This window comes from Streptomyces orinoci (genome assembly GCF_003121295.1).
In the GTDB taxonomy this organism is placed as follows: Bacteria; Actinomycetota; Actinomycetes; order Streptomycetales; family Streptomycetaceae; genus Streptomyces; species Streptomyces orinoci.
On record NZ_PHNC01000031.1, the window covers coordinates 1670413 to 1686288 of the forward strand.

Below are 15876 nucleotides of genomic sequence, written 5' to 3' on the forward strand. Positions count from 1 at the left end.
CCGCCACTGACACCGCTCATGTGGTTTTCCCGCCCTGGGCCGTTGGCGGTGGGGTGTCCAGGACCGCCAGCAGCAGCACCGACCTGGGCGGCACCATGGTTCGGGTGCCCGCGCGGCGGCGTACGCCGGGGGGCGTGCGCTGGTCCTCCCGGGAGGTGTCCACCAGCAGTTCATAGCCCTCGGCCCAGGGCGGGCCGGGCAGGGTGAACTCCACCGGCGCGGCGCCCGCGTGGAAGAGGGCCAGGAAGCTGTCGTCGGTGATCTCGGTGCCGTCCGGGGCCCGCCGGGCGATCCGCCGGCCGGAGAGGTACATGCCCAGGGTGGCCCCGGGGGCATACCAGTCGGCCTCGGTCATCTCGGTGCCGGCGGTGGTGAACCAGGCCAGGTCGCAGGGGCCCTCCTGGTCCCCGGGGCAGCCGGTGAAGAAGGAGTGGCTGCGCAGCACGGGGTGGGCGCGGCGCAGCGCCAGCAGCCGGGTGGTGAGCTCGGCCAGCGGGCGCCAGGCGGGGGTCTCCAGCAGTGACCAGTCCACCCAGCCGGTCTCGTTGTCCTGGCAGTAGGCGTTGTTGTTGCCGCCCTGGGTGCGGCCCATCTCATCCCCGGCCAGCAGCATCGGCACCCCGGCGGACAGCAGCAGGGTGGTGAGCAGATTGCGGGCCTGCCGCCGGCGCAGGGCGAGCACCGCCGGGTCGTCGGTCTCGCCCTCCACCCCGCAGTTCTGCGAGCGGTTGTCATCGGCGCCGTCCCGGTTGCCCTCGCCATTGGCCTCGTTGTGCTTGCGCTCGTAGGACACCAGGTCGCGCAGGGTGAAACCGTCGTGCGCGGTGATGAAGTTGATGGAGGCGTAGGGGCGTCGGCCGCCCCAGCCGTAGAGGTCGCTGGAGCCGGAGAGCCGGTAGCCCAGGTCCCGTACGTCCGGCAGGGCGCCGCGCCAGAAGTCGCGTACCGCGTCCCGGTAGCGGTCGTTCCACTCCGACCAGGGCGGCGGGAAGCCGCCCAGCCGGTAGCCGCCGGGGCCCAGGTCCCAGGGTTCGGCGATGAGTTTGACGGTGCGCAGCACCGGGTCCTGGGCCAGGGTGGACAGAAACGGCGAGAGGGTGTCCACCTCGTGGGCGGTACGGGCCAGGGTGGAGGCCAGGTCGAAGCGGAAGCCGTCCACTCCCATCTCGGTGACCCAGTAGCGCAGCGAGTCGGTGATCAGCCGCAGCACATTGGGCTGGAGGACATTGAGGGTGTTGCCGCAGCCGGTGAAGTCGGTGTAGCGGCGGGCGTCGTCCTGCAGCCGGTAGCAGCGCCGGTTGTCGATGCCGCGCAGCGAGAGGGTGGGGCCGAGCTCGCCGCCCTCGGCGCTGTGGTTGTAGACCACGTCCAGGATGACCTCGATGCCGGCCGTGTGCAGGGTGCGCACCATCTTCTTGAACTCGCCCACCTGCTGGCCCCGGCTGCCGGAGGCGGAGTAGGCGGCGTGCGGGGCGAACCAGCCGATGGAGTTGTAGCCCCAGTAGTTGCGCAGCCCGCGCCGCAGCAGATGGTCCTCATGGGCGAAGTGGTGGACGGGCAGCAGTTCCACGGCGGTTATGCCTAAGCGGTCCAGGTGTTCCACGGTGGCCGGATGGGCCAGGCCCGCGTAGGTGCCGCGGAGGGCCTCGGGCAGCTGGGGGTTGAGCCGGGTGAAGCCGCGCACATGGAGTTCGTAGATGACGGTGTCGGCCCAGTCGGTGGCCGGGCGGGACTCGCCGGCCCGTTCGCCGTCGGCCACCACCACCCCCTTGGGGACATGGGGGGCGGAGTCGCGTTCATCGCGGACGGTGTCGGCGATGTGCTGGTGCGGCCAGTCGCGGACATGGCCGTAGACCTGGGGCGGCATGGTGAAGTCGCCGTCCACCGCCCGGGCGTAGGGGTCCAGCAGCAGTTTGGCGGGGTTGAAGCGGGCGCCGGTCCAGGGGTCCCAGCGGCCGTGCACCCGGTAGCCGTAGCGCTGGCCGGGCAGCACCCCGGGCAGGAAGCCATGCCAGACCTCATGGGTCAACTCCCGCAGCTGATGGCGGGTTTCCCGGAGGGTGCCGGACTCGTCCTCGGTGAACAGGCAGAGTTCGACGGCCTCCGCGCCGGCCGCCCATAGGGCGAAGTTGGTCCCGGCCACCTGGCCGGGGCCCACCGTGAAGCGGGCGCCCAGCGGTTCGGGCGAGCCCGGCCAGGCGGTGGTGCCGGGCGGCCTGAGCTGTCCGTTGAGCTCGGCCGGACTGCCGGGAGGGGGTTGCGCCGTTCCGGTGGTGAAGATGACGCTCTGTTCCGTGTGTTGCTCGGATGCGCTGGGCACGTGTCGCCTCCGGGCGGCTTTCGGGTGGCATGCCGCGATGTCGCCTGTCCCCCCTTTCTTCCCACTCCAGCGCGATAGTGCGCATGCGCTCACACGTGTGACCGGTTGCAGCAAGGGAGTGCAGCGACGTTTCCCGGGAGGAAACGTGTCGTTGGGACCGTTGTGACACCTTTTGCGCTTCCGCGCGCCCTGCGCGGGCTGTTTGTGCTGGCCGCACTGGCCCTGCTCGGGGGATGCGCCCCGGGCGCCCCCGAGCCCGCGTTGACGGATGACGAGCGGCCCGCCGCCGAGCTGATCCGGGTGGTGCCCGGCGACGGCGCCAAAAATGTCCGGGCCAATGACGCGTTCGAGGTGCGGGTGTCGGAGGGCCGGCTGGAGCAGGTGCGGGTCACCGAGATCTGGGACAGCGGGCGGCGCGCGGTGGAGGGGCGGGTGATGGACGGCGGGCGCAGCTGGCGGCCGACCGGCGGGCCGCTGGGGCTGGCCGCCCGCTACACGGTGGACGCCGTGGCCCGGGACGCCGCCGGCCACCGGGCGGCCCGGCACACCGAGTTCAGGACCTATGTGCCGGAGCACCGGTTCGTCGGCTATCTGACTCCGGCGCCGCACTCCACGGTGGGCACCGGAATGATCGTCTCCTTCGGCTTCAGCCGGCCGATCAGCGACCGGGCCGCGGTGGAGCGCGCCATCCAGGTCCGTTCCCGGCCGCCGACCCAGATCGCCGGGCACTGGTTCGGCTCCTCCCGGCTGGACTTCAGGCCGCGCGAGTACTGGAAGCCGGGCACCGTGGTCACCGTGGATCTGCGGCTGCGCGATGTGCGGGGGGCGGACGGGGTGTACGGGGCGCAGCGCAAGACGGTTACCTTCACCGTGGGGCGCAGCCAGGTCAGCACGGTGGACGCGGCGGCGCACATGATGACCGTGGTGCGCGACGGGGCGCCGCCGGCCAGGGTTCCGGTGACCACGGGCGGCCGGGCGAACCCGACTTATCACGGCAAGATGGTGATCAGCGAGAAGTTCGAGGTGACCCGGATGAACGGGGACACCGTGGGCTTCGGCGGCGAGTACAACATCCGCGATGTGCCGCACGCCATGCGGCTGACCGGTTCCGGCACCTTTCTGCACGGCAACTACTGGGCCAAACCGGAGGTGTTCGGCACCCAGAACGTCAGCCATGGCTGTATCGGTCTGCGGGATGTGCAGGGCGGCGGGCGGGACACCCCGGCGGCCTGGTTCTACAACGGCTCGCTGATCGGCGATGTGGTGGAGGTGGTCAACTCCGCCGGGCGGCCGGTGACCGCGGACAACGGGCTGGGCGGCTGGAACATGTCCTGGCAGGACTGGCGGGCCGGCTCGGCGCTGCGCGAACTGGACTGACTTGGGCTGACTTGCCCGGCGCGCGGGGGAGTTGGCGCCCCCGGCCGCCGGGCGGTTGGGACGGAATGGTGACATTCGCGGGGGCGAATGATGTCCTATGTGTGTGGTTGTCTGGCGCCATGCGCGCATGGCGCGTTGGCGGCTTCGCCGGTTCGCCGACTCGCCGGCGGGGGAGGCCGTCTGGGGGGCACCGCGGGGCCGCGGGCCGGGCGAGGGGAGACAAGCGTTGTGATTGCGCAGCCGATGTCCGACAGCCGTGGGCGCCGCCGGGCGCTGGCCGCACTGCTGCTGGGGACGGCACTGGCCCTGACCACCGCGTGCGGTGGCTCGTCCGGCGGGGGAAGGACGGGCGGCGGGCGGGGCGGGGAGGAGTCCCGGGCGGTGGTGACGATCACGCCCAGGGACGGCGCCAGTGATGTGGGGACCAGCGGGGCGCTACGGGTCACCGCGCGGCAGGGCAGCCTGACTTCGGTGAAGGTGACGGACGGCAAGGGGCGTCCGGTGGAGGGCCGGATATCCGGCGACGGCTCCTCCTGGGAGCCCTCCGGTCATCTGGCCGCCGCCACCAGGTACACGGTGGACGCCATGGCCAGGGACAAGGACGGCCGGCAGTCCGCCAAGCACGCCGTCTTCACCACCCTGACGCCCAAGAACACCTTTGTCGCCTACTTCACCCCGGAGGACGGCAGCGAGGTCGGCGTGGGGATGCCGGTGTCGCTGGACTTCAGCCGGGGCATCACCGACCCCCGGTCGGTGGAGAAGGCGGTCCGGGTCACCGCCGACCCGCCGGTGGAGATCAGGAGCCACTGGTTCGGCAACGACCGGCTGGACTTCCGGCCGGAGAAGTACTGGACGCCCGGCACCAAGGTCACGCTCAGCATGAACCTGGACGGCGTCCAGGGCCGGGAGGGCGTCTACGGCACCCAGAACAAGACCGTGCGGTTCACCATCGGCCGCAGCCAGATCAGCACGGTGGACACCCGCAGCCATGAGATGACCGTCCGGCGGGACGGCAAGGCCGTCAGGACCATTCCCATCTCGGCCGGCGGCCCCGGACACACCACCTACAACGGCCAGATGGTGATCAGCGAGAAGTTCGAGGTGACCCGGATGAACGGGGACACCGTGGGCTTCGGCGGCGAGTACGACATCAAGGACGTGCCGCACGCCATGCGGCTCTCCAGCTCGGGCACCTTCATCCATGGCAACTACTGGTCGGGCGAGGGCACTTTCGGCTCGGCGAACGTCAGCCACGGTTGTGTGGGCCTGTTCGACGAGCGCGGGGGCGGCGACCCGTCCACCCCGGCCGCCTGGTTCTACAACCATTCGCTGATCGGCGATGTGGTCGTGGTGGAGAACTCTCCCGACAAGACCATCCAGCCGGACAACGGGCTCAACGGCTGGAACATGCCCTGGTCCCAGTGGACGGCGGGCGGCTGAGCCGGGCGGGCACCGCGGTCCGTTCACCTCAATTCACAACGACTGTGCCGTGCATGGACGGGTGGATCGTGCAGATGTAGCTGAAGGTGCCGGAGGAGTTGAAGGTGAAGCTGTAGGAATCGCCAGGGCTGAGCGTCGGCGAGTTCAGCCCGGAGCCGGTCACGGTGTGCGATACGGAATCGTTGTTGGTCCATGTCACCGTGGTGCCCTTGGTCACCGTCAGGGTTGACGGCGAGAATGCGAAGCCGGCGATGGTCACTTGGCTCGCCGCCGCCGGTGCGCTCGGCGCCGCGGGGGCCATCGCGACCGTGGCAGGGCCTCTGGAGTATCCGTGGTCACCGGTCTCCCGGCCGTGCCCGTCGCCGCACCACGCGGCCGCCGTTGAGACGCTCGCGGCGGTGACAGCGGCGACCAGCAGGCTTGTGACGCGACAGCGGCGGGCCCACTTCGGGGAATCCATGCCTGATCCATGAGTCATGATGCGACCCAATCTGTGCGGGTCCACGCGCGTCCCGCGAGGATGCGGGTCGCGCATCCAGACATTTCCGACGATACGTGGCGCATCCATGAGCTGTACAGGGCGGTCGCCGGGTCCGCTTCGTGGCTGAATCATTGCCTTCTTGGCGTGAAATTGATCCTTCAATCAGCCAGCCATGTGCTCGCCGACGCCGGACCGAGATCTGACGCCCCAAAACTTGTTAGGCAAGCCTTTCCTGTCCTACGTTCTGCGCCACCAAGCCAGGTCCGGCGCCGTGCGAAGCCCCATGGATATGCGCACTCAATGCCATCCGCCTGACTGGATCCCAATCGTCCCGGGTGGAGCCGCAGCGGCCGAACCCTGCTCGTCATGGAGGGGCCCACCATGCTCCGAACTTTTCGGCCCGCCATCGGCCTGGCACTCGGCACGGTGTGCGCGCTGGCGCTGACCGCTTGCGGCGGCTCGGGCGACAACGCCGGTGACAGCGCATCGGCCGCGCAGGGCGGTGCCTCGCTCAAGGGCCAGACGATCACCGTCTACAGCGGCCAGCATGAGCAGACCGTCAAGGCACTGGCGGCGGACTTCGAGAAGCGCACCGGGATCAAGGTCAAACTGCGCTCCGGCGACGAAGCGGAGCTGGCCAACCAGATCCTCCAGGAAGGCCCGGCGTCCCCCGCCGATGTCTTCTACGCCGAGAACCCGCCCGCACTGACCACCCTGGAGGAGAAGGGGCTGCTCGCCCCGGTCCGGCCCGGGACGCTCAAGTCCGTTCCCGCCGGGGACAGTTCACCCAAGGGCGACTGGGCCGGTGTCTCCGCCCGTACCGCCGCCTTCATCGCCGCCGAGGGCAAGGGCGCCGACACCGCGCCGCCCGCCTCCGTACGCGACCTGGCCAAGCCCGAGTGGAAGGGGCGGCTCGGCATCGCACCCGGCGAGACCGACTTCGCCCCCGTCGTCACCCGCATGATCAAGACCGATGGCGAGGACGCCGCCAGGAAGTGGCTGGCGGGCCTGAAGGCCAACGCCAGGACGTACGACAGCAACGAGGACCTGTCGGCGGCCGTCAACAAGGGCGAGGTCGAGGGCGGCGTCATCGACCACTACTACTTCTACCGTCTGCGCGACGAACAGACCGCCGCCAGGACCCACGCCAAACTGCACTACTTCGCCAAGGGCGACCCCGGCGCACTCATCGACGTCTCCGGCGCCGCCGCCCTCAAGAACGGCAAGCACCAGCAGGCCGCCCAGGCATTCCTCGCCTACCTCGACAGCGTCCCCGCGCAGCAGGTGATCGCCGGCTCCGAGAGCTATGAGTACCCGCTCGTACCCGGCGTGAAGGGCAAGAAGGAACTGCCCGAGCTCGCCACCATCGGCACGGTCGCGAACGGCGCCGGCCTCGGCGACGGCAAGGACGCCCTCAGGCTGCTCCAGGACACCGGCCTTCTGCCATGACCGGACTCCCCAACCCCGCAGGCCCGTCACCGCTGGGACGGTGGCGGGGCGCCGGCCTGCTCGCACCGGCCGCCCTCGCCATCGCCGCCGCCGTGGCCTCACCCCTGGTCCTCATCGGCGTCCAGGCCGGTGAGGCCGGCTGGGAGCAGGCCCGGCGCCTCCTGGGCCGCCCGCTCGTCGGCGACCTGCTGTGGAACACGGTCACGCTCGCCCTCGCGGTCACCCTCGCCACCGCCGTCCTCGGCTTCGGCGCCGCCTGCCTGGTGGAACGCACCGATCTGCCCGGCCGCCGCTGGTGGACCACCGCCCTCGCCCTGCCGCTGGCCGTGCCCGAGTTCGTCCGCGGCTACTCCTGGGTCTCCCTCACCTCCTCGGTGCGGGGCTACTGGGGAGCGGTCCTGGTGATGACCTGCTCGCTCTACCCACTGGTCTTCCTCCCGGTCGCCGCCACCCTGCGCCGCGCCGACACCGCGGCCGAGGAGGTCTCCCGCAGCCTCGGCCGGGGCCCGCTCGCCACCCTGTGCCGCGTCACCCTGCCCCTGGCCCGCCCGGCCCTGGCCGGCGGAGCACTCCTCGTCTCGCTCTATCTGCTCGGCGAGTACGGGGCGTTTGCAATGCTGCGCTACACCACCTTCGCCACCGCCATCTTCACCGAGTACAAGCTGGGTTTCGACGCCGCATCCGCCGCCCAGCTCACCCTCGTCCTGGTCGCCCTCGCCCTGCTGCTGGTCGTCCTGGAGGCGGGCACCGGACGCCGCGGCCGCACGGTACGCCGCGCCACCGCCGGGCGCGGCGCGGCCCCGGCCCGGCTCGGCCGCTGGACTCCCCTGGCCCTGGCGGCACTTGGCTCGCTGACCGCCACCGCGCTCGGCGTGCCGGTCTACGCCCTCGGCTACTGGCTGGTGCGCGGCAGCTCCACCACGCTCCCACAGGCTTCGGTGATCACCGCCGTTCTCACCACGCTCGGCTACTCCGCCGCGGCGGCCCTCGTCGCCACCGCCGCCGCGGTTCCCGTCGCCCTGTACGCCTGGCGGCGCGGCACCCGGCTCGCCCGGGCCGCCGAGGGAGCCGCCTACCTCACCCGGGCACTGCCCGGCATCGCGATCGCGCTCTCCGTCATCCACTTTGTGATCCGTTATGCGCAGCCGCTGTATCAGCAGCCCCCGATGCTCGTCGCCGGCTACGTGGTGCTCTACTTCCCGCTCGCCCTGACGGCCGTACGGGCCGCCCTGGCCCAAGTGCCGCCCGGCGTCGAGGAGGTGGCCCGCTCGCTCGGCACCCGCCCGGCCGCCGTACTGGCCAGAATCACCCTGCCGCTGGTGCTGCCCGGGCTCGGAACGGCCGCGGCCATGGTCGCCCTCACCGCCGGCACCGAACTGACCGCCACCCTGCTGCTCCGCCCGACCGGTACCGAGACCCTCGCCACCCGCTTCTGGACATACACCAGCGGCCTTGCCTACGGGGCCGCAGCGCCGTACGCCGCACTGATGGTGGCCCTGTCCGTACCGCCCGTCCTGCTGCTCACCCGCCGCACGCTCGGCGCCGATCCCCGTACGGAGACAACGCGATGAGTGGTCTGTCGGTCAAAGGACTGCGTGCCGCACACGGCCGGAACGAGATCCTCGCCGGAGTGGACCTGACGGTCGAGGACGGGGCACTGGCCTGTGTGCTCGGACCGTCCGGGTGCGGCAAGAGCACACTGCTGCGCGTCATAGCCGGTTTCCATCCGGCCATGGCGGGTGAAGTCGCCCTGGGCGAAAGGCCGCTGGACGACGGACGCCGCCGCCTGCCCGCCCAGCACCGCCGCGTCGGCTACGTTCCGCAGGACGGCGCGCTCTTCCCGCACCTCACCGTGGCCGGAAACATCGGCTTCGGGGTGCCGCGCGCCCGCCGCCGCGCCAAGGTGGCCGAACTCCTCGCCCTGGTCGGCCTCGACGGCCTCCAGGACCGCCACCCCCACCAGCTCTCGGGCGGCCAGCAGCAGCGCGTAGCCCTCGCTCGCGCACTGGCCGCCGAACCCGAACTCCTGCTGCTGGACGAGCCCTTCGCCGCACTCGACGCCGCCCTGCGCACGGAACTCCGTGCCGAGATCGCCGCCACCCTGCGCCGCGCCGGAACCACCGCCGTCCTGGTCACCCATGACCAGGAGGAAGCGCTCTCCTTCGCCGACACCATCGCCGTCATGCGCAATGGCCGCATTGCCCAGCAAGGCACCCCCCAGCGGCTCTACCACGAACCCGACGACACCGCCGTCGCCCGCTTCCTCGGCGAAGCCAACCTCATACCGGCCGCCATCACCGCCGACAAGGCCCTCACCGTGCTGGGCCCGCTCCCCCTGACCGCCCCGGCCGAAGCCAACGGCCACGGCCTGGTGATGCTGCGCCCCCACCAGCTGAGGCTGTCCGCCGAACCCGGGCCCGGCGCCATCCATGCCACCATCACCGACAACCGCTTCCGTGGCCATGACCATCGCCTGGAGCTGCGCCCCACCGTCCCCGACGGCCTGCCGGCCACCCTGATCGCCTATACCGGCACCCCTTGGAACGCCACCGAGGCATGGGTCGGGGCACAAGGTGCCGCCCATCCGGTGAGCGAGCCGCCGGGATCCGCTCCTCGCCGGCCCGCCCATGAACCGGCCGGCCAAGCACAGCCCTCAAGGACACCGGTACCGCGGGCTGTTAACGGCAGCTAACCTGCTGCCATGACTGTGCATCTTGAGGTCGCCGAGGGCGTGGCCACCGTCCGGCTGGACCGACCGCCGATGAACGCCCTGGACATCGCCACCCAGGACCGGCTGCGCGAGCTGGCCGGGGAGGTGTCCCAACGGGCGGACGTAAGGGCCGTGGTGCTGTGGGGCGGGGAGAAGGTGTTCGCGGCCGGGGCGGACATCAAGGAGATGCGGGAGATGGACCACGCGGCCATGGTGGCCCGTTCCCGCGGTCTGCAGGACGCCTTCACCGCGGTGGCCCGCATTCCCAAGCCGGTGGTGGCCGCGGTCACCGGCTATGCGCTGGGCGGCGGTTGTGAGCTGGCGCTGTGCGCGGACTACCGGATCGCCGCGGAGAACGCCAAGCTGGGCCAGCCGGAGATCCTGCTCGGCCTGATTCCGGGCGCCGGCGGCACCCAGCGGCTGTCCCGGCTCATCGGCCCGTCCAAGGCCAAGGACCTGATTTTCACCGGCCGTCAGGTCAAGGCGCCGGAGGCGCTGGCCCTCGGGCTGGTGGACCGGGTGGTCCCGGCGGAGGAGGTCTACACCCAGGCCCACGCATGGGCGGCCCGGCTGGCGGCCGGACCGGCCATCGCGCTGCGTGCCGCCAAGGAGGCGGTGGACGCCGGCCTGGAGACCGATATCGACACCGGGCTGGTCATTGAACGCAACTGGTTCGCGGGCCTGTTCGCCACCGAGGACCGTGAGATCGGTATGCGCAGCTTTGTCGAAGAAGGTCCCGGCAAGGCCAAGTTCAGCTGATCCGGATGGTGTTGGGGGTGAGTGGTATACCCCCGGTGGTCACCGGGGGTTGACACTTGTGAGGGAATTCCGGGGAACTTCGCACTCCCCGGGGTTGACCTTCTCCCGCCCGCCCGGCCGGGCTTGGCGCTCCTGGTCTGCCCAGGTCATCCCGGGGATTCCGTCGGCGACGAAGCCACTGGCATATGTCACGGCGGAGCCCTGGAAGGGATTCTTCCGCTCTGTTCAATCCCGTCGTTCCCCTTCGCAGCGGCTCTCCGGCGGCCATGATGGAGGGCATGGCGGGCCTGGAGGGAACGGATCGGCCGCAGCAGAGGGTGGGTACCGCCCCTGCGCGGCGGATCCCCACCGTTGACGAAGAACTGGCGCTGAAGGCGCTTGAGCAGTACGGCAGTCCGCACCTCGGCGAGGCGCGGCTGCCCTCTTGCCCCGAGTCCACGGTGGCCGTGCGCCGGCTGACCCGGTCGGTGGCGCTGCGCCAGTGGGGGCTGTCGCCGCAACTCACCGACTATGCCGTGCTGCTGGTGTCCGAGCTGGTGGGCAACGCCATCCAGCACACCGGCGCCCGCTGGTTCGGGCTGCGTATGCTGCGCCGCCGGGGGTGGGTGCGGATGGAGGTGCGCGACCCCTCGCGAGGGCTGCCCTGTCTGCTGCCGGTGAGCGAGACGGATGTCACCGGGCGCGGCCTGTTCCTGGTGGACCGGCTCTCCGACCGCTGGGGGGTGGACCTGCTGACCAGGGGCAAGACCACCTGGTTCGAGATGCGGGTGGTGGACCGCTGAAGCCCGGCCGCCGATACGCGACCACTGTCGCACGGCCTGCTGATACACGAAGGGCCCCCGCCGTCCGCCTGGGACGGCCTGGGGGCCCTGTCGGGTCGCCGCGAAGAATTGGGGTGTGTTTCGCGGCGTATGAACGACCTTGCCCGGGTCAATGGGGGTCGTGGCCTCGACTATGGCAGACGGGACGCGGGGAGCCAAAGCGGCTTTGCGGTCAGAGCCGGGCAAATCCGGCAATGACTCTCGGTAATCGAAGGTGAGATGGAACACTCACCTTGCTTTCCATGAATAAACCGCACGGTGGTGCCTATTTTTATGCACTGCTGGTCCAGTCCAGGTCATTTCCCGCGCCAGTGCTTGCGGGGCGGCCCCGAGCCGGGTGTCATGTCCTCGTCCCAGCGTGCCGGCGGCCCGGCAGCGACTTCGGAGGCCCCGTGGAAGAGACCGAGCAGTCCTATCCGCCCACCCACTGGATACCGGCCAGCAGCGCCAACTTCACGGTCTCCGGCCGGCCCACGGCCTACCCGGTGGACTTTGTGGTGATCCATGTGACCCAGGAGACCTTCCCCGACGCCATGCGGATCTTCGAGGACCCGCAGGCCAAGGTCTCGGCGCACTATATGGTCGCCTCCGCCGACGGCTATATCGGGCAGTTCGTCAGGGAGCGGGACATCGCCTGGCACGCGGGCAACTGGGACTACAACACCCGCAGCATCGGCATCGAGCACGAGGGGTGGATCGACCGGCCCGACTACTTCACCGAGGAGATGTACCGCTCCTCGGCCGCGTTGACGGCCGCCGTCTGCGAGCGGTACGGGATCCCCCGGACCCGGGAGCGCATCATCGGCCATGTCGAAGTGCCCGGCTCCACCCACCACGATCCCGGCCCCTACTGGGACTGGGACCGCTATCTGCGCCTGGTGAACGCCGCCTGAGCGGGCGCCCGAGCGGCCGTCCGGCCGGACCGCCGCGCGGGGCCGCTCAACGCCTGCCGCGCGGCGCCGCTCAACGACCGCCGCGCCGCTGGGCGTTGGCCCGCCGGCGGGCGTCATTGCACAGCAGGCAGCGGCCCCAGCCGGGCGGCAGCGGATCCTCCTTGTCCCCGTAGAGCGGGTCCACCGCGCCCTTGGGGTGCCGGGCGCAGCCGGTGGTGCCGGCCCCGCCGCCCAGGGCGCGCGCCGCGGCCAGCGCCCGCTGCAGCGCGTCCACCAGCTGCTCGCTCTCCTGGGCGGAGACGGCGGTGGCGTCGAGGGCGAAGGCGATGTCATAGGCGGTGTGCAGCGCACCATGGAGTTCGCGCAGGTCTGCATGGCTCATGTCAAGGAGCCTACGTGCCACCACCGACAACGCCCCGTGCCCGCTGCGGTACGGTCGGCGCCATGTCCGAGGCCATCCAGTACATCGCGGTGACGACCACCACCGACAGCGAGGAGTCCGCCCGCCGGCTCGCCTCCGCCGCGATCGAGCAGCGGCTCGCCGCCTGTGCCCAGATCGACGGACCGATCACCAGCGTCTACCAGTGGCAACGCAAGATCCGTACCGACACCGAGTGGCGCCTGCACTACAAGACCACCCGGGCCCGGTACCCGGAGCTGGAGGCGTACCTCAAGGCCGAACACCCCTATGACGTGCCGGAGATCATCGCCACCGAGATCACCACCGGCAGCGCGGACTATCTGGCCTGGGTGCGCCGGGAGACCCGCTCCTAGCGCACCACGGGCCGTGTCCGGCTCAGCACTCGATGACGTTGACCGCGAGCCCGCCGCGGGCCGTCTCCTTGTACTTGACCTTCATATCGGCGCCGGTCTCCTTCATGGTCTTGATGACCTTGTCGAGGGAGACATGGTGCCGGCCGTCGCCGCGCAGGGCCATCCGGGCGGCGGTGACGGCCTTGGCGGCGGCCATGCCATTGCGCTCGATGCACGGGATCTGCACCAGGCCGCCGACCGGGTCGCAGGTCAGGCCCAGGTTGTGCTCCATGCCGATCTCGGCCGCGTTCTCCACCTGCTCGGGAGTGCCGCCGAGCACCTCGGCCAGGCCGCCGGAGGCCATCGAGCAGGCCGAGCCCACCTCGCCCTGGCAGCCCACCTCGGCGCCGGAGATGGAGGCGTTCTCCTTGAAGAGCATCCCGATGGCACCCGCGGCCAGCAGGAAGCGGACGATGCCGTCCTCGTCCGCGCCGGGCACGAAGTTCATGTAGTAGTGCAGCACGGCCGGGATGATGCCGGCGGCGCCGTTGGTGGGGGCGGTCACCACCCGGCCGCCGGCCGCGTTCTCCTCGTTGACGGCCATGGCGTAGATGGTGATCCACTCCATGGCGCGGGCCTGCGGGTCGCCCTCGGCGCGCAGCTGGCGGGCCGAAGTGGCGGCGCGGCGGCGGACCTTGAGGCCGCCGGGCAGGATGCCCTCCCGGGACATGCCGCGGGCGACACAGGACTGCATCACCCGCCAGATCTCCAGCAGGCCCTCGCGGATCTCGGCCTCGGTGCGCCAGGCCTTCTCGTTCTCCAGCATCAGCGCGGAGATCGACAGCCCGGTCTCCCGGGACAGCCGCAGCAGCTCGTCACCGGTGCGGAAGGGGTACTTCAGCACGGTGTCGTCCAGGACGATACGGTCCTGGCCCACCGCGTCCTCGTCCACCACAAAGCCGCCGCCGACCGAGTAGTAGGTCTTCTCCAGCAGGGGTGCGCCGGCCGCGTCATAGGCGAACAGCGTCATGCCGTTGGCGTGGTACGGCAGGGCACGGCGGCGGTGCAGGATCAGCTGGGTGGACTCATCGAAGTCGATCTCATGGGCGGAGCCGATCTCGGTGCCCAGGAGCCTGAGGCGCTTGGTGGTGCGGATGCGCTCCACCTCGTCGTCGGCGATCTCCACATCGACGGTGCGCGGGGAGTGGCCCTCCAGGCCCAGCAGCACGGCCTTGGGCGTGCCATGGCCATGGCCGGTGGCGCCGAGGGAGCCGAAGAGCTCGGCGCGCACCGAGGCGGTGTGCGCCAGCAGGCCCTCGTTCTTCAGGCGGCCGACGAACATTCGTGCCGCCCGCATCGGGCCCACCGTGTGGGAGCTGGACGGGCCTATGCCGATCGAGAACAGATCGAAGACGGAGATGGCCACGGTGGCAGCTCCTTGCTGAATCGGGGGTGGTGCGGGGAGGGAGTGCCCGCTCTTCAGTGTGCGTGATGCGGGCGGATTTGTGCCGGTGGGCGGCCGTGATACGGGGCACCCCGCGCACCTTCCAGTGTGCGTGGTGCCCCGTAACGCAGCGTTAATGCCGGGTTACTTCAGCCCGGGGTACAGCGGGTGCTTGTCCGCCAGGGCCGTGACCCGGGCGCGCAGGGCCACCGCGTCGTAGGAGGGCTTGAGCGCCTCGGCGATGATGTCCGCGACCTCGCGGAAGTCCTCGGCGGTGAAGCCGCGGGTGGCCAGGGCCGGGGTGCCGATGCGCAGACCCGAGGTGACCATCGGCGGGCGGGGGTCGTTCGGGATGGCGTTGCGGTTGACGGTGATGCCGACCTCGTGCAGCCGGTCCTCCGCCTGCTGGCCGTCCAGCTCGCTGTTGCGCAGGTCCACCAGGACCAGGTGGACATCGGTGCCGCCGGACAGCACCGAGACGCCGGCCTCGGTGACATCGGGCTGGACCAGGCGCTCGGCCAGGATCCGGGCGCCCTCCAGGGTGCGGCGCTGGCGGTCCTTGAACTCCTCGGTGGCCGCGACCTTGAAGGCGACCGCCTTGGCGGCGATCACATGCTCCAGCGGACCGCCCTGCTGACCGGGGAAGACCGCGGAGTTGATCTTCTTGGCCAGCTCGGCGGTGGACAGGATGACCCCACCGCGCGGACCGCCCAGGGTCTTGTGGGTGGTGGTGGTCACCACATGGGCGTGCGGCACCGGGGAGGGGTGCAGCCCGGCGGCCACCAGACCCGCGAAGTGGGCCATGTCCACCATCAGATAGGCGCCCACCTCGTCCGCGATCCGGCGGAAGGCGGCGAAGTCCAGCTGGCGCGGGTAGGCGGACCAGCCGGCCACGATCAGCTTCGGGCGGTGCTCCTTGGCGAGCCGCTCGACCTCCTCCATATCGACCAGGTTGGTCTTCTCGTCCACGTGGTAGGCGACCACGTTGTAGAGCTTGCCGGAGAAGTTGATCTTCATGCCGTGGGTCAGGTGCCCGCCGTGGGCGAGGTTGAGGCCCAGGATGGTGTCGCCGGGGGAGAGCAGGGCGAACATGGCGGCCGCGTTGGCCTGGGCGCCGGAGTGCGGCTGGACGTTCGCGTGCTCGGCGCCGAACAGCGCCTTGATCCGGTCGATGGCGATCTGCTCGACGACATCGACGTGCTCGCAACCGCCGTAGTAGCGGCGGCCCGGGTAGCCCTCGGCGTACTTGTTGGTGAGGACCGAGCCCTGGGCCTCCATGACCGCGACCGGAGCGAAGTTCTCCGAGGCGATCATCTCGAGGGTGGACTGCTGGCGGTGGAGTTCGGCGTCGACGGCGGCGGCGACGTCGGGGTCGAGCTCATGGAGGGAGCTGTTCAGCAAAGACATGAGTTCTTCCTGGACTTCCTGG

At 70.7% G+C, this 15876-nt stretch carries 14 protein-coding genes; 9 read left to right on the forward strand and 5 right to left on the reverse strand.

The features are described from left to right. Positions 1 to 16: 16 nt before the first annotated feature. A complete protein-coding gene (glgX, locus tag CV755_RS30000; RefSeq protein ID WP_109283380.1) occupies positions 17 to 2320 on the reverse strand; it encodes a glycogen debranching protein GlgX in 2304 nt (767 codons plus the stop codon). A 162-nt stretch (positions 2321 to 2482) separates the two neighbouring features. On the opposite strand from glgX, the gene CV755_RS30005 reads away from it, so the two are divergent. Together CV755_RS30005 and CV755_RS30010 are read left to right on the forward strand one after the other, a co-directional pair. Then, positions 2483 to 3697, forward strand: coding sequence for a L,D-transpeptidase (locus CV755_RS30005; protein WP_109283381.1), 1215 nt, complete (start codon positions 2483 to 2485; stop codon positions 3695 to 3697). 243 nt (positions 3698 to 3940) lie between these two features. Further along, positions 3941 to 5137, forward strand: a complete 1197-nt coding sequence (locus tag CV755_RS30010; RefSeq protein ID WP_109283382.1) for a L,D-transpeptidase — start codon at positions 3941 to 3943, stop codon at positions 5135 to 5137. Positions 5138 to 5165: 28 nt separating this feature from the next. On the opposite strand, the gene CV755_RS36420 is transcribed toward CV755_RS30010, so the two are convergent. After that, on the reverse strand, positions 5166 to 5597 hold the full coding sequence (locus tag CV755_RS36420) for a cupredoxin domain-containing protein (RefSeq protein ID WP_109283383.1): 432 nt from the start codon (positions 5595 to 5597) through the stop codon (positions 5166 to 5168). Positions 5598 to 5999: 402 nt separating this feature from the next. On the opposite strand from CV755_RS36420, the gene CV755_RS30020 reads away from it, so the two are divergent. The 6 genes from CV755_RS30020 to CV755_RS30045 all read left to right on the forward strand — a co-directional run bounded on the left by CV755_RS30020 (position 6000) and on the right by CV755_RS30045 (position 12250). Beyond that, positions 6000 to 7067 (forward strand): iron ABC transporter substrate-binding protein, encoded by a 1068-nt coding sequence (locus CV755_RS30020; RefSeq protein ID WP_161968767.1) that lies wholly within the window; start codon positions 6000 to 6002, stop codon positions 7065 to 7067. Then, positions 7064 to 8638, forward strand: coding sequence for an ABC transporter permease (locus CV755_RS30025; RefSeq protein WP_109283385.1), 1575 nt, complete (start codon positions 7064 to 7066; stop codon positions 8636 to 8638). The genes CV755_RS30020 and CV755_RS30025 overlap by 4 nt, the downstream gene beginning before the upstream one ends. Further along, a complete protein-coding gene (locus CV755_RS30030) occupies positions 8635 to 9759 on the forward strand; it encodes an ABC transporter ATP-binding protein (RefSeq protein WP_109283386.1) in 1125 nt (374 codons plus the stop codon). The genes CV755_RS30025 and CV755_RS30030 overlap by 4 nt, the downstream gene beginning before the upstream one ends. A 9-nt stretch (positions 9760 to 9768) precedes the next feature. After that, a complete protein-coding gene (locus tag CV755_RS30035; protein WP_109283387.1) occupies positions 9769 to 10536 on the forward strand; it encodes an enoyl-CoA hydratase/isomerase family protein in 768 nt (255 codons plus the stop codon). A 266-nt stretch (positions 10537 to 10802) separates the two neighbouring features. Further along, on the forward strand, positions 10803 to 11318 hold the full coding sequence (locus CV755_RS30040; RefSeq protein ID WP_109283388.1) for an ATP-binding protein: 516 nt from the start codon (positions 10803 to 10805) through the stop codon (positions 11316 to 11318). A 281-nt stretch (positions 11319 to 11599) separates the two neighbouring features. Beyond that, a complete protein-coding gene (locus CV755_RS30045; RefSeq protein ID WP_109283389.1) occupies positions 11600 to 12250 on the forward strand; it encodes an N-acetylmuramoyl-L-alanine amidase in 651 nt (216 codons plus the stop codon). A gap of 70 nt (positions 12251 to 12320) precedes the next feature. On the opposite strand, the gene CV755_RS30050 is transcribed toward CV755_RS30045, so the two are convergent. Continuing rightward, positions 12321 to 12632, reverse strand: a complete 312-nt coding sequence (locus CV755_RS30050; protein ID WP_109283390.1) for a hypothetical protein — start codon at positions 12630 to 12632, stop codon at positions 12321 to 12323. Positions 12633 to 12694: 62 nt separating this feature from the next. Here CV755_RS30050 and cutA point away from each other — a divergent pair, with 62 nt between their 5' ends. Then, positions 12695 to 13024 (forward strand): divalent-cation tolerance protein CutA, encoded by a 330-nt coding sequence (gene cutA / locus CV755_RS30055; RefSeq protein ID WP_109283391.1) that lies wholly within the window; start codon positions 12695 to 12697, stop codon positions 13022 to 13024. A 22-nt stretch (positions 13025 to 13046) separates the two neighbouring features. On the opposite strand, the gene CV755_RS30060 is transcribed toward cutA, so the two are convergent. Next, positions 13047 to 14429, reverse strand: coding sequence for an L-serine ammonia-lyase (locus CV755_RS30060; RefSeq protein WP_109283392.1), 1383 nt, complete (start codon positions 14427 to 14429; stop codon positions 13047 to 13049). A gap of 162 nt (positions 14430 to 14591) precedes the next feature. Further along, positions 14592 to 15854 (reverse strand): serine hydroxymethyltransferase, encoded by a 1263-nt coding sequence (gene glyA, locus CV755_RS30065; RefSeq protein ID WP_109283393.1) that lies wholly within the window; start codon positions 15852 to 15854, stop codon positions 14592 to 14594. Between the last annotated feature and the right edge of the window lie 22 nt (positions 15855 to 15876).

What these genes read in the sequence shown, in the direction of transcription:
- CV755_RS30045 (WP_109283389.1), top strand. Translation starts at nt 11,600, where the DNA reads ATGAATAAACCGCACGGTGGTGCCTATTTTTATGCACTGCTGGTCCAG.
- CV755_RS30050 (WP_109283390.1), bottom strand. Translation starts at nt 12,632, where the DNA reads ATGAGCCATGCAGACCTGCGCGAACTCCATGGTGCGCTGCACACCGCC.
- CV755_RS30040 (WP_109283388.1), top strand. Translation starts at nt 10,803, where the DNA reads ATGATGGAGGGCATGGCGGGCCTGGAGGGAACGGATCGGCCGCAGCAG.
- CV755_RS30020 (WP_161968767.1), top strand. Translation starts at nt 6,000, where the DNA reads ATGCTCCGAACTTTTCGGCCCGCCATCGGCCTGGCACTCGGCACGGTG.
- CV755_RS30035 (WP_109283387.1), top strand. Translation starts at nt 9,769, where the DNA reads ATGACTGTGCATCTTGAGGTCGCCGAGGGCGTGGCCACCGTCCGGCTG.
- CV755_RS30025 (WP_109283385.1), top strand. Translation starts at nt 7,064, where the DNA reads ATGACCGGACTCCCCAACCCCGCAGGCCCGTCACCGCTGGGACGGTGG.
- CV755_RS36420 (WP_109283383.1), bottom strand. Translation starts at nt 5,597, where the DNA reads ATGGATTCCCCGAAGTGGGCCCGCCGCTGTCGCGTCACAAGCCTGCTG.
- cutA (WP_109283391.1), top strand. Translation starts at nt 12,695, where the DNA reads ATGTCCGAGGCCATCCAGTACATCGCGGTGACGACCACCACCGACAGC.
- CV755_RS30010 (WP_109283382.1), top strand. Translation starts at nt 3,941, where the DNA reads ATGTCCGACAGCCGTGGGCGCCGCCGGGCGCTGGCCGCACTGCTGCTG.
- glyA (WP_109283393.1), bottom strand. Translation starts at nt 15,854, where the DNA reads ATGTCTTTGCTGAACAGCTCCCTCCATGAGCTCGACCCCGACGTCGCC.
- CV755_RS30030 (WP_109283386.1), top strand. Translation starts at nt 8,635, where the DNA reads ATGAGTGGTCTGTCGGTCAAAGGACTGCGTGCCGCACACGGCCGGAAC.